11 protein-coding genes are annotated in these 12,476 nt (G+C 65.6%); 3 read left to right on the forward strand and 8 right to left on the reverse strand.

What is annotated here, in order from left to right; genetic code table 11:
• From GM672_RS25335 to icd, 5 genes are all read right to left on the reverse strand, one after another.
• Positions 1-2,131: PAS domain-containing sensor histidine kinase (locus GM672_RS25335; protein WP_170300237.1), on the reverse strand; the 2,131-nt coding region annotated here is incomplete at its 3' end.
• 150 nt (positions 2,132-2,281) lie between these two features.
• Positions 2,282-2,803, reverse strand: coding sequence for an SRPBCC family protein (locus GM672_RS25340; protein ID WP_211517424.1), 522 nt, complete (start codon positions 2,801-2,803; stop codon positions 2,282-2,284).
• The gene (locus GM672_RS25345; RefSeq protein ID WP_155473303.1) at positions 2,742-3,128 is read right to left on the reverse strand and encodes an ArsR/SmtB family transcription factor; all 387 of its coding nucleotides are present in this window, start codon (positions 3,126-3,128) and stop codon (positions 2,742-2,744) included. Before GM672_RS25345 ends, GM672_RS25340 begins: the two co-directional genes overlap by 62 nt.
• 80 nt (positions 3,129-3,208) lie before the next feature.
• Complete coding sequence (locus GM672_RS25350) at positions 3,209-3,898, reverse strand: aspartate/glutamate racemase family protein (RefSeq protein ID WP_155473304.1); 690 nt, start codon at positions 3,896-3,898, stop codon at positions 3,209-3,211.
• Positions 3,899-3,976: 78 nt separating this feature from the next.
• Positions 3,977-5,230, reverse strand: coding sequence for an NADP-dependent isocitrate dehydrogenase (icd, locus tag GM672_RS25355; RefSeq protein WP_155473305.1), 1,254 nt, complete (start codon positions 5,228-5,230; stop codon positions 3,977-3,979).
• 218 nt (positions 5,231-5,448) lie between these two features.
• On the opposite strand from icd, the gene GM672_RS25360 reads away from it, so the two are divergent.
• Positions 5,449-5,997 (forward strand): pseudouridine synthase, encoded by a 549-nt coding sequence (locus GM672_RS25360; RefSeq protein WP_155473306.1) that lies wholly within the window; start codon positions 5,449-5,451, stop codon positions 5,995-5,997.
• 93 nt (positions 5,998-6,090) lie between these two features.
• Here GM672_RS25360 and GM672_RS25365 read toward each other — a convergent pair whose 3' ends face one another.
• Positions 6,091-8,322: an NADP-dependent isocitrate dehydrogenase gene (locus GM672_RS25365; protein WP_155473307.1), complete on the reverse strand. Its 2,232-nt coding sequence runs from the start codon at positions 8,320-8,322 to the stop codon at positions 6,091-6,093.
• Between the two features lie 456 nt (positions 8,323-8,778).
• Here GM672_RS25365 and GM672_RS25370 point away from each other — a divergent pair, with 456 nt between their 5' ends.
• Entirely contained in the window at positions 8,779-9,216 is a 438-nt protein-coding gene (locus GM672_RS25370) for a DUF192 domain-containing protein (RefSeq protein WP_155473308.1), read from the forward strand.
• Positions 9,217-9,352: 136 nt separating this feature from the next.
• On the opposite strand, the gene rpsT is transcribed toward GM672_RS25370, so the two are convergent.
• Positions 9,353-9,619, reverse strand: a complete 267-nt coding sequence (gene rpsT / locus GM672_RS25375; RefSeq protein WP_131147094.1) for a 30S ribosomal protein S20 — start codon at positions 9,617-9,619, stop codon at positions 9,353-9,355.
• Between the two features lie 364 nt (positions 9,620-9,983).
• Between rpsT and murJ the strand changes: the two genes are divergently transcribed.
• Entirely contained in the window at positions 9,984-11,534 is a 1,551-nt protein-coding gene (gene murJ, locus GM672_RS25380; protein WP_155473309.1) for a murein biosynthesis integral membrane protein MurJ, read from the forward strand.
• A gap of 159 nt (positions 11,535-11,693) precedes the next feature.
• Here murJ and GM672_RS25385 read toward each other — a convergent pair whose 3' ends face one another.
• The gene (locus GM672_RS25385) at positions 11,694-12,173 is read right to left on the reverse strand and encodes an FxDxF family PEP-CTERM protein (RefSeq protein WP_155473310.1); all 480 of its coding nucleotides are present in this window, start codon (positions 12,171-12,173) and stop codon (positions 11,694-11,696) included.
• Positions 12,174-12,476 lie beyond the last annotated feature (303 nt).

Below are 12,476 nucleotides of genomic sequence, written 5' to 3' on the forward strand. Positions count from 1 at the left end.
GTGCGGCGGCCGGCAGGCCGGCCGCGCTTCCTTGCGCCAGCGGCAGCCGCACCGTGAACGTGCTGCCCTGGCCGATGCCGGGGCTGCTGACTGCGACGGTGCCGCCATGCAGCGCCAGCAGGCGGCGCACCAGCGACAGGCCGATGCCAAGGCCACCGTTGGAGCGCGCCACGCTGCGCCCCACCTGCGTAAACATGTCGAACACCGTCTCGAGCGCGTCGGCCGGGATGCCGATGCCGTTGTCGGCCACGGTGACGACGACACTGCCGCCATCGACCCGCGCTTCAACGGCGATGCGCCCGCCGTTCGGCGTGTACTTGGCCGCGTTCGACAGCAGGTTGCCCAGCACCTGGCTGACGCGCACCACATCCACGTCGACCGGCAGGGAAAACGGCGGCAGGTCCACGGCCAGCGCGTGGCCGGGCGCCTCGATGGCCGGCAGGCTCGTCTCGACGGCGGCCGCCACCACGTCGCGCAAGTCGACCACGGCGCGGCGCAGCACGATCTTGCCGCTCGAGACGCGGGCGATGTCGAGCAGGTCGTCGATCAGGTGCACCATGTGGCGCACCTGGCGTTCCATCATCTGCCGCACACTGGCCGCCATCGCGCCGTCGGTGCCGCCCAGGCGCAGCAGCTCCAGGCCGTTGCTGATGGGCGCCAGCGGGTTGCGCAGCTCGTGCGCCAGGGTGGCGAGGAATTCGGACTTGTGGCGGTCGGCCCGGTGCAGCGCCTCCGTCGAGCGGACCCGCTCGATATGGGCCCAGCACCGCTCCACCACCGCCTCCACCAGCGCGATCTCGTCGGCCGTCCAGCGCCGCGGCAGCGCCTGGTGCACCGCCATCATGGCCACCAGGGCGCCGCCCTTGACCAGCGGGCAGCAGATGATGGCCTTGATGCCGATGGCGTTGAACATGGCGTCGCCGTCGCCCGGCGCCAGATCCTGGTCGACGTCGTCGATCGACAGGGTGCGGCCGATGCGCAGGTTCGACGTGGCGCGCGATCCGAACAGGTCGAGCGAGTACACGCCGACGGTGCTTACCACGCCCGGCACGGTCCAGTCGTGGCGGATCGTGAAGCGGTCGTTGTCCGCTTCCAGGTCGGCATAGGCCACGCGCGTGACGCCCAGGTACTGGCCCAGCAGGCGCGTGGCCTCGGCCATGATGGCGCGGGGGTCCGTGGCCACGCGGGTGGCCTCGCCGATGGCGTCCAGCAGGCGCAGGCGTGCTTCGACCTGGCGCCGCTCGGTGATGTCGGTGCCGGTGGCGGCGACGAACAGGGGCGCACCGGCGGCATCCAGCACGGGCGCGAAGACGATATCGGTCCAGCGCTCCCTGCCATCGAGCGAGCAGTACGGCAGTTCGCCACGCACCGTGGCGCCGCCCGCGGCCTGCAGGACGCTGTCGCGCACCCGCGCCGCCAGCACCGGCGAAGCGCGCCACCAGCCGCAGTCCCACAAGGACAGGCCCACGATTTCCTCGCGGCGCCACGCACCCGAATCGAGCGCGGCCCGGTTGATGTCGACGACAGTGCCGTCCAGCGCCATCAGCGCTGCCGAATGGCTGCCCTGGTCGAAGAAGGTGCGGTACTTGGCGTGTGCTTCCAGCGCCGCGTCGCGCTGCCGCTGCGCCACCACCGTGGCCGTCGTCTCGACGCACACGCACAGGATGCCCGCCACGGCGCCGTCCTCGCCGCGAATGGGACTGAGCGAGAAGGTCACATGGATCTGCTCGGGGCAGCCGTTGCGCTGCAAATCGAAGGGACGGTTCTCGGCGTGGACAGAGCCGCCCTGCTCCACCTCGGCCAGCATCGGCGCCAGCTGCGGCCAGGCGTCCGGCCACACGTGCGCGATCGGGCGGCCCAGCACGGCCGCCGGCGGCCGCGCGCGCTCGCCCAGGATGGGCAGGTAGGCGTCGTTGAACAGCAGGTGCCGGCCCGGACCCCAGGCGATCAACATGGGATGGCGGGCATTGAGCAGGATGCCGGCGCTGGTGCGCAGCGACACGGGCCACGCGTGCAGCGGCCCCAGTGGCGTCGCGGCCCAGTCGAAGGATCGCAGCAGCGCCCCCATTTGCCCGCCGCCCATTGCGAATGCCGTGTTCAGGTCGGGGGAAGCGGGATGTGCGTGGGACATGGCGGTTGTTCTGGCAGGCGTCAAATGGCCGGCGACACGCCGGCCATGACCGCACCATAACATTTTCGCCGCCCGGCAGTGTTCACGCTGCCGGGCGGGCGGTCCGCCGCGCCGCCTTTCAGCGGGCGCCGTGCCGCGCGAACGGGATCGTCAAGCCTGCCGCGCCAGACGCGCCACGTAGTCGCCCGTGCGGTCGATGACACTGGCCCAGCCCTTGCCATGGCTGTCGCGCCGCTGCACGGTGGTGAACGGCCCCTGGTGGAAGCGCTGCACGGTGCGCTCGCCGTCGCTGGCGAAGGTGACGGTGATGCGGTTTTCCGGGCTGTGCGTGTCGTCGCCTTCGTCCGGGTCCCACCTGAAGGTGGTGACGATGCGCTCGTCGGGCACGATCTCGACGAAGCGTCCGTTCATCCAGTGCTCGTCCTGGCCGTTGCCGATGCAGGCGCGCCACGTGCCGCCGGGCCGGAAATCCCAGTCCAGGCTGGCGCACGTGAAGTCCAGCGGCGCCAGCCACTGCCTGACGTGTTCCGGCTGGCGCCATACGTGAAATACCAGCGCGCGCGGGGCGTCAAAGGTGCGCACGATCAGCAGCTCGTCGTAACGCACCCCGTCAGCTGTCGCCTGGGTTCCCCTTGCCGGTGCTGCCTGGCTTACTTCCATCGCTGTTTCCATTGTGTTCTCCTTGGATCAGTTTCAGATAAGTGTCCATCTTGTCGAAGCTGCCTTCCCACATGGCCCGGTAGCCGTCCAGCCAGCCATCGAGCGCACGCAGCGGTGCCGCTTCGAGCTTGCAGGGGCGCCACTGGGCGGCGCGCCCCCGGGTGATCAGCCCCGCCGCCTCCAGCACCTTCAGGTGCCGCGAAATGGCGGGCAGGCTGATGTCGAAGGGAGCGGCCAGCTGGTTCACGGTCGCCTCCCCTTCTGCCAGGCGCGCCAGGATGGCACGCCGGGTCGGGTCCGCCAATGCCGCGAACGTCTGGCTGAGCGGGTCGTCCATCAATTTAACTCCTTCGTTAATTAACTTAGAAGTTAAATTAACGCCGTGCGCCTGTCAAGCGCGTTTTTCCAGGGGGTGATTCAGGCCAGGGCCAGCTCGGCGGCGTGCCGCGCATGCAGCGCGGTGGTGTCGAACAGGGGCACGCTGGCGTCGTAGCCGTTCACCAGCAGGGTGATCTCGGTGCAGCCGAGGATGATCGCCTGGGCGCCCCGTGCCACCAGGTCGTCCATGATGCGGCGGTATTGCGTGCGCGAGGCCGGCTCGATGCGGCCCACGCACAATTCGCCGTAGATGATGTCGTGGACGATCTGGCGGTCCGCCTCGCCCGGCGTCAGCACGGCCAGGCCATGGCCTTCCATGCGGTCGCGGTAGAAGGCCTGCTCCATCGTGAAGCGCGTGCCCAGGAGGCCCACCGTGGCGCAGCCGGCCGCCTTGATGGCGTCGGCCGTGGGGTCGGCGATATGCAGGAGGGGGATGTTTACGGCCGCCTCGATGGCCGGCGCCACCTTGTGCATCGTGTTCGTGCACAGCACGAGGAAGTCCGCGCCGGCGCCGGCCAGCTTGCGCGCCGCGTCGGCCAGCATGGCGCCGGCCGCCTCCCAGTCGCCGGCCCGCTGCAGGGCTTCCACTTCGTGGAAGTCGACGCTCACCAGCACCAGCCTGGCCGAGTGCAGGCCGCCCAGTGCGGCGCGCGTCGTTTCGTTGATCTGACGGTAGTACGGCACCGTCGATTCCCAGCTCATGCCGCCGATCAGTCCAATGGTCTTCAATACAGTCTCCTGGCTACCGCGCAAACAAAAAAAGCCCTGCTCCACGGCGGGAGGCAGGGCTGGTCCGGCCCGCGGCCCTTACATCTGGTCGATCATGACGTCGCCGAAGCCGGAGCACGACACCTGCGTGGCCCCTTCCATCAGGCGGGCGAAGTCGTACGTGACCTTCTTCGTGGCGATGGCCTTTTCCATCGACGCGATGATCAGGTCGGCCGCCTCGGTCCAGCCCATATGGCGCAACATCATCTCGGCCGACAGGATCAGCGAACCGGGATTGACGTAGTCCTTGCCGGCATATTTCGGTGCCGTGCCGTGGGTGGCTTCGAACATGGCCACCGAGTCCGACATGTTGGCGCCCGGCGCGATGCCGATGCCGCCCACCTGGGCCGCCAGTGCGTCGGAGATGTAGTCGCCGTTCAGGTTCAGGGTGGCGATGACGCTGTACTCGGCCGGGCGCAGCAGGATCTGCTGCAGGAAGGCGTCGGCGATCGAGTCCTTGATCATGATGTCACGGCCCGTCTTCGGGTTCTTGAACTTGCACCATGGGCCGCCGTCGATCAGCTCGGCGCCGAATTCCTTCTGCGCCAGCGCGTAGGCCCAGTCACGGAAGCCGCCTTCCGTGTACTTCATGATATTGCCCTTGTGGACGATCGTCACGGACGGCTTGTCGTTGTCGATGGCGTACTGGATCGCCTTGCGCACGAGGCGCTCGGTGCCTTCGCGCGACACGGGCTTGATGCCGATGCCCGAGCTGTCCGGGAAGCGGATCTTCTTGACGCCCATTTCCTCGGTGAGGAACTTGATCAGCTTCTTGACGCCTTCGCTGCCCTCCTGGTACTCGATGCCGGCGTAGATGTCTTCCGAGTTCTCGCGGAAGATCACCATGTCCGTCTTTTCCGGCTCGCGCACCGGCGATGGCACGCCGGCGAAATAGCGCACCGGGCGCAGGCAGACATACAGGTCCAGTTCCTGGCGCAGCGCCACGTTGAGCGAGCGGATGCCGCCGCCGACGGGCGTCGTCAGCGGGCCCTTGATGGAGACGACGTAGTCCTTCAGCACCTGCAGCGTTTCTTCCGGCAGCCACACATCCGGGCCGTACACGCCGGTCGACTTTTCGCCCGCGTAGATTTCCATCCAGCTGATCTTCTTCTGGCCGCCGTAGGCCTTGGCCACGGCCGCGTCGACCACCTTGATCATCACGGGCGTGATGTCGATGCCGGTGCCGTCGCCTTCGATGAAGGGAATGACGGGATGGTCCGGCACGGCCAGCGAGAAATCGGCGTTGACGGCGATCTTCTGGCCGTCGGCTGGTACTTTGATATGTTGGTACATCGTGTTCTCCATTTGTCTGGGCTGTGGACGGCACCCCTGGGCGACGCGGCAATCTGCATTAAAATGCCCGCTGCAGCGCAGGCATCGCGGCCAGTGGGGTACTGAACAGGCATGTCTTTTATTATGCACCAGTATTTTGCCGGCTGCCATGCCCTTGGCCGGCCGCCTCCCCGCCCTGCCTGCGCCGTCCGGAACCCGTCCAACCGATTAGCTTTCCCATGCCACTGATTTTATTTAACAAGCCCTTCCAGGTGCTGTGCCAGTTCTCGCCGCAAGAAGGGCGCGAATCGCTGGCGGATTATCTCGCCATTCCCGGCATCTACCCGGCCGGCCGCCTCGACGCCGACAGTGAAGGCCTGATGCTGCTGACCGACGACGGCCGCCTGCAGCACAAGATCGCCCACCCCGACCACAAGGAAGCCAAGACCTACCTGGTGCAGGTGGACGGCGTGCCCGATGCGGCCGCGCTGGCGCGCCTGCAGGCCCCGCTCGACCTGGGCGACTTCGTCACGCAGCCCTGCCGCGCCGTGCGCATCGCCGAGCCCGAGTGGCTGTGGCCACGCAACCCACCCATCCGTGCCCGCGCCGACAAGCCCACCAGCTGGCTCGCCATCACCCTGGCCGAAGGCAAGAACCGCCAGGTGCGGCGCATGACGGCCGCCGTCGGCCTGCCCACCCTGCGCCTGGTGCGCAGCAGCATCGGCCCGTTCTCCCTGGCCAGCCACCCGCTGATGCCGGGCGAATTCGCCGAAGTGACGCTGGCATAGTTGCTCAAAAAATGGGGACAGACCCCATTTTTCAGGCAATAAAAAACCCGCCGACCTCACGGTACGGCGGGATTTTTTCTCAAGCGTTCAACTTCAGGCGATGGTTTCCAGCGCCGCGTTGAAGGTGGCGCTCGGGCGCATGACGGCCTTCACCTTCGCTTCGTCGGCCTTGTAGTAGCCGCCGATATCGGCCGGCTTGCCCTGCACTTCCAGCAGCTCGGCGACGATCTTCGCTTCGTTCTCCGTCAGGGTCTTGGCCAGCGGCGCGAACTTGGCGGCCAGGGCCGCGTCGTCCGTCTGGGCGGCCAGTTCCTGGGCCCAGTACATCGACAGGTAGAACTGGCTGCCGCGGTTGTCGAGCTCACCCGTCTTCGGCGATGGCGACTTGCGGTTGTCCAGCAGCTTGCCGGTGGCCGCGTCCAGCGTCTTGGCCAGCACCTTCGCCTGCGCGTTGCCCGTCTTCAGGCCCAGGTCTTCCAGGCTGACGGCCAGGGCCAGGAACTCGCCCAGCGAATCCCAGCGCAGGTGGTTTTCCTCGACCAGCTGCTGCACGTGCTTCGGTGCCGAACCGCCGGCGCCCGTTTCGTACATGCCGCCACCGGCCATCAGCGGCACGATCGACAGCATCTTGGCGCTGGTGCCCAGTTCCATGATGGGGAACAGGTCGGTCAGGTAGTCGCGCAGGATGTTGCCGGTCACCGAGATGGTGTCCAGGCCGCGCCACACGCGTTCCAGCGTGTAGCGCATGGCACGGACCTGGGACATGATCTTGATGTCCAGGCCGGTCGTGTCGTGATCCTTCAGGTAGGTGTTGACCTTCTTGATCAGTTCGTTCTCGTGCGGACGGTAGGCGTCCAGCCAGAACACGGCCGGCATGCCGGAGTTGCGTGCACGCGTGACGGCCAGCTTGACCCAGTCGCGGATCGGCGCGTCCTTGACCTGGCACATGCGCCAGATGTCGCCCTTCTCCACGTTCTGGCTCATCAGCACTTCGCCGGTGGCGAGGTCGGTGATATTGGCCACGCCGTCTTCCTGCACTTCGAAGGTCTTGTCGTGCGAGCCGTATTCCTCGGCCTGCTGGGCCATCAGGCCCACGTTCGGTACCGTGCCCATCGTGCGCGGATCGAAGGCGCCGTGCCATTTGCAGAAGTTGATGATCTCCTGGTAGATCCGGGCGAAGGTGCTTTCCGGGATCACGGCCTTGACTTCCTTCAGGCGGCCGTCGGCGCCGTACATCTTGCCGCCGGAGCGGATCATGGCCGGCATCGACGCGTCGACGATGACGTCGTTCGGCGAATGGAAGTTGGTGATGCCCTTGGCGGAATCGACCATGGCCAGTTCCGGACGGTGTTCCTGGCAGGCGTGCAGGTCGCGCACGATCTCGTCGCGCTGCGAGGCCGGCAAGGTGGCGATCTTGTTGTACAGGTCGGCCATGCCGTTGTTGACGTTGATGCCCAGGCTGTCGAACAGTTCGCCGTGCTTCTCGAATGCTTCCTTGTAGAACATGCGCACGCAGTGGCCGAACACGATCGGGTGCGACACCTTCATCATCGTCGCCTTGACGTGCAGCGAGAACAGCATGCCGGTCTGGTGCGCGTCTTCGATCTGGGCTTCGTAGAAGGCCAGCAGGGCCTTGCGGCTCATGAACATCGAATCGATGATCTCGCCTTCCTGCAGCGCGACCTTCGGCTTCAGGACGATCTTCTCGCCGTTCTTCGTGACCAGTTCCATCTTCACTTCACGGGCGCGATCCAGGGTCATGGACTTTTCGCCGTGGTAGAAGTCGCCGCCCGTCATGTGCGACACGTGGGTGCGCGACGCCTGCGACCATGGCTGCATCGAGTGCGGGTTCTTGCGCGCGTATTCCTTGACGGCGCGCGGGGCGCGGCGGTCCGAGTTCCCTTCACGCAGGACCGGATTGACGGCCGAGCCGATGCATTTGCCGTAGCGGGCCTTGACGTCCTTTTCTTCATCCGTCTTCGGATCGGACGGGTAGTCGGGAATGGCGTAGCCTTTTTCCTGCAGTTCCTTGATCGCGTTCTGCAGCTGGCTGACGGAGGCGCTGATGTTGGGCAGCTTGATGATATTGGCGTCGGCTTCCAGCGTCTTCTTGCCCAGTTCGGCCAGGGCGTCCGGCACGCGCTGCTCCGGCGTCAGCTTTTCCGGGAACGCAGCCAGGATACGGGCCGCCACCGAGATGTCGCTCTGCTCGATGCGGATGCCGGCTGGCTTGGTGAAGGCGCTGACGACAGGCAGGAAGGCGTGGGTCGCCAGCAGCGGCGCCTCGTCGGTCAGGGTGTAGATGATGGTCGGATCACTGCTCATGCACTTTTTCCTCAGTTTTCGCGAAATGGTCTCGCGACTTGAAACTCGATAAATAACCGCCGGTTTGCGCTTGTGGCGCACCCAACACCGTCGCACATTCTACTCCGCCCCGCGAGCTGATGGACAGATCGCCCCAGGCCGGTCGCCGGGGGCACGTCACCCGGACTGTCGCAAGAAAGTCTTCTATAAGACATAAGACGGCGCGTATTATGCCCCAGCTTGGCAATCGGTGCCAGCCGTCGCCCCGCCGCGGCACCGTCGAGCCTGTCGACATCGGGGTCAGACCCCGATCTCGACACGAGCTCGACACTGGAAGCGCCATTACCGGACGAGCTCGTGTCGGTTTTCGTGCCTGACCCCGATGTCGACACGAACTGGGCTGTTGGGAGATCGCACGCTTGACCCGGCCGGGTGGGCGTGGCTTAATCGGCGCTTATTGTCCAGCCGAAGGTAACGATGAAACGATTTTTGGCCTGCGCCGCCCTGGCCTGTTCGGCCGCCGTCCAGGCGCAAAGCGGCATGCCCGTGACGACCCTGACGGCCGGCATGCACCTTATCAAGGCCGAGATCGCCAGCACGGATGCCCAGCGCGCCCAGGGGCTGATGGGGCGCGAGAGCCTGCCCGCCAATGCCGGCATGGTGTTCGTGTTCGATGCGCCCGCCACGCAGTGCATGTGGATGAAGAACACGCCCCTGCCCCTGTCGGTGGCCTTTATCGGCGCCGACGGCAGTATCGTCAATATCGAGGACATGCGCCCGCTGGCGCTGGACAGTCACTGCTCGCGCAAGGGCGTGCCCGTGCTGTATGCGCTGGAGATGCGCCAGGGCTGGTTCCGCGAGAAACACATCAAGCCGGGCATGAAGATCGGCAATCTCCCCCCGCCTCGCCGCTAGTCCGCACAGGTGACAGGGAGGGCAGTGGCCGGCAAGGCGGTCCGGATGCATCCGGCAAAGCGAAAAACCCGCGCCGGCTAGGCCGGGCGGGCTTTTCTCAGCACCGATCTGGCGGCTATTGCCGCCGCACGCGAACTTAGGCGGACAGTGCCTTCAGGGCAGCTGCCAGGCGGCTCTTGTGGCGAGCGGCCTTGTTCTTGTGGATGATCTTTTTGTCGGCGATCGAGTCGATGGTCGACACGGACGACTGGAAGATTTGCGTTGCAGCAGCTTTGTCGCCAGCCTGGATCGCCTTGCGAACGGCCTTGATGGCCGTGCGCAGCGTGGAGCGCTGTGCCGAGTTGTGAGCGTTTTGCTTGACTGCTTGACGAGCGCGTTTGCGCGCTTGTGCGGTATTTGCCATGGAATTTCCTAAATCGTTGTCAAAGTTCGTTTGCAAACAATAGCGTTTGCCAAACCGGTGCGTTCAGCTGTCTGGTCCAGGAGAACCTGGAGACCACGCAGTACAGACCACCTGAGTCGGTTGCCCATCGAGACCGCAAAGATGATGCCGCTGCGATGCCGTCGTCGTTGTGTCTGCGTAACTGAATTCTGTACAGCCTTAAATTATAGCCAGCTTTTGATGGCAGGGCAATTCAAAAAATCGAAAAACTTGCCGGCTTCACAGCATACCTGCGGCATCGGCACAGCAAGCTCGCAGCAACTTCGCATTATCTTAACTTCAAGCTCAGCATTTCCGGCCGGCAGCGCAGCTATAATCGCGCACCATGAACCTACTTCGAACCCTCGCCGCCGTCTCCAGCATGACCATGCTGTCGCGTGTCACGGGGCTGCTGCGCGAAACCCTGTTTGCCCGGGCTTTCGGTGCCGGCGCCTATACCGACGCTTTCAACGTGGCCTTCCGCATCCCCAACCTGCTGCGCCGCCTGTTCGCAGAAGGCGCCTTCTCGCAGGCCTTCGTGCCGATCCTGGCCGAATACAAGCAGCGCGAAGGCCAGGAGGCCTGCCGCACCTTGTCCGACCACGTGGCGAACTGCCTGGTCTGGGCCACGCTCATCGTCAGCGCCATCGGCATCGTCGGTGCGCCCGCGTTCGTGCTGCTGATCGCCGGCGGCCTGACCCACGACGCCGGCGCCTTCGATGCCGCCGTCTGGATGACGCGGCTGATGTTCCCGTATATCGCCTGCATGTCCTTCGTGGCCATGGCCGGCGGCATCCTCAATACGTGGAAGCAGTTCAAGATTCCCGCCTTCACGCCCGTGCTGCTGAACCTGTCGCTGATCGCCGGCTCGCTGTTCCTGGCGCCCTGGCTGGAACAACCCGTCTACGCCCAGGCCATCGCCGTCTTCGTCGGCGGCATCCTGCAGGTGGCGATCCAGGTGCCCGCCCTGGTCAAGATCGGCATGCTGCCGCGCCTGTCGATCAATCCGCTGGCCGGCCTGTCCGACCCGGGCGTGCGCCGCGTGCTGAAGAAGATGGGCCCGGCCGTGTTCGCCGTCTCCGCATCGCAGATCAGCCTGATGATCAACACCAGCATCGCCTCGCGCCTGCAGGAAGGCAGCATTTCGTGGCTGACCTATGCCGACCGCCTGATGGAATTCCCCACCGCCCTGCTGGGCGTGGCGCTGGGCACGATCCTGCTGCCCAGCCTGTCGAAAGCCAATATCGACGGCGACAAGGTGGAGTATTCCGCCCTGCTGGACTGGGGCCTGCGCCTGACCCTGCTGCTGGCCATTCCCGCCGCCGTCGGCCTGGCCGTGCTGGCACTGCCGCTGATTGCCACCCTGTTCCACTATGGCGCCTTCACGGACCGGGCCGCCGAAATGTCGGCCCGCCCGCTGGTGGCCTACGCGGCCGGCCTGGTCGGCATCATCCTCGTCAAGACGCTGGCCCCGGCCTTCTACGCCCGCCAGGATATCCGCACCCCCGTCAAGATCGCGCTGGGCGTGCTGGTGGCGACCCAGGTGATGAACCTGATCTTCGTGCCGTATATCGAGGTGGCGGGCCTGGCCCTGTCGATCGGCCTGGCCGCGTGCACCAATGCGCTGTTCCTGTATATCGGCCTGCGCAAGCGCGGCATCTATGCGCCCTCGCCCGGCTGGGGCAAGTTCTTCCTGAAACTGGTGCTGGCCGTCACGGTCATGGGGGCCGCAGCCTGGTTCGGCGCCGCCCAGTTCGACTGGCTGGCGCTGCGCGCCACGCCGCTGCTGCGGGCCGGCGCACTGGCCGGCGTCATCGCCGTCTGCGGCCTGGTCTACTTTGGCGCCCTGCTGGCGCTGGGCTTCCGGGTGCGCGACTTCCGGCGCACCGGCAAGTGATCGGGGGCGGGGTCGGACCCGCCTGGGACCTTGCGGGCAGGGAGTGATGCTCCCGTCCAGCGGCGCCGGGCATGCGCTGCGCCGCTGAGCTGCCTGCGAAGGCTCCGAACGTAAAAAAACCCGCTGGGAGCAGCGGGTTTTTTTTCGGCGCAGCGTTGATTACGCTTGTTTTGCCTTGCGACGTGCCAGGAAGGCCATGATGCCCAGGCCGCCCAGCATCATGCCGTAGGTGCTTGGCTCTGGTACGGCCGACACGGTCAGCTCGCCCGAGTAGATCGCCTTGGCACCGGCAACGCCGGCCAGGTTCAGGATGAACGGGCTTTGTGCGGCGGTTGCTTCCAGGCCGAAGAACTTCAGCTTGCCCGAACCGTAGGCTTCGCCCTTGAAGCCGTTCAGCGTCGTGTTGGCAGCGTCGAACGTCAGGTTCTGGCCGGAGATGGTCAGGACGATGTCGTACACGCCTGCCGACAGGCCTTCGAACGTCAGCACGTCCGAACCGCCGGACAGGACGCCGTCGTTGCCGACGATCAGGGAGTCGAACGAGCCGACGCCGTCGATGATCTGGACCGACTGGTCAGCAGCGAAGGTGGAGAAGGAAGCGGCGGCCAGCAGGCCTGCAACGGCGAATTTCAGTTTCATTTAGTTATCCTTGTGAGAGTAGTAGTGTGGTCGCTGGTCAGTGTCTACTGCTGGGATGAATCGTAACACACATATATTCCCGACAACGTTATTCCGTTGTGAAAATTTTATTGAAACTGTTGTTTTTGCAACAGCAGTCGCAATAACTTAGCAATTGCAGGTCACTTCGAGTTGGGAGGCTCCACCGGCTCGGCCGGCGGCTCCGGTGCCGGCTCGGGCGTTTCCGGTTCTGTCGGCTCGGCGGGGGGTTCGGCCGGTTCGGCCGGCGGCTCCGGCGGCTCCGGCGGCTCCGGCGGCTCCGGC

The sequence above is a fragment of the Pseudoduganella buxea genome (genome assembly GCF_009720835.1).
In the GTDB taxonomy this organism is placed as follows: Bacteria; Pseudomonadota; Gammaproteobacteria; order Burkholderiales; family Burkholderiaceae_D; genus Rugamonas; species Rugamonas buxea.

Excerpts from the sequence above, each read along its gene's own strand:
- GM672_RS25340 (WP_211517424.1), bottom strand. The coding sequence starts at position 2,803 with ATGGAAACAGCGATGGAAGTAAGCCAGGCAGCACCGGCAAGGGGAACC.
- GM672_RS25345 (WP_155473303.1), bottom strand. The coding sequence starts at position 3,128 with ATGGACGACCCGCTCAGCCAGACGTTCGCGGCATTGGCGGACCCGACC.
- icd (WP_155473305.1), bottom strand. The coding sequence starts at position 5,230 with ATGTACCAACATATCAAAGTACCAGCCGACGGCCAGAAGATCGCCGTC.
- GM672_RS25360 (WP_155473306.1), top strand. The coding sequence starts at position 5,449 with ATGCCACTGATTTTATTTAACAAGCCCTTCCAGGTGCTGTGCCAGTTC.
- GM672_RS25365 (WP_155473307.1), bottom strand. The coding sequence starts at position 8,322 with ATGAGCAGTGATCCGACCATCATCTACACCCTGACCGACGAGGCGCCG.
- GM672_RS25370 (WP_155473308.1), top strand. The coding sequence starts at position 8,779 with ATGAAACGATTTTTGGCCTGCGCCGCCCTGGCCTGTTCGGCCGCCGTC.
- rpsT (WP_131147094.1), bottom strand. The coding sequence starts at position 9,619 with ATGGCAAATACCGCACAAGCGCGCAAACGCGCTCGTCAAGCAGTCAAG.
- murJ (WP_155473309.1), top strand. The coding sequence starts at position 9,984 with ATGAACCTACTTCGAACCCTCGCCGCCGTCTCCAGCATGACCATGCTG.
- GM672_RS25385 (WP_155473310.1), bottom strand. The coding sequence starts at position 12,173 with ATGAAACTGAAATTCGCCGTTGCAGGCCTGCTGGCCGCCGCTTCCTTC.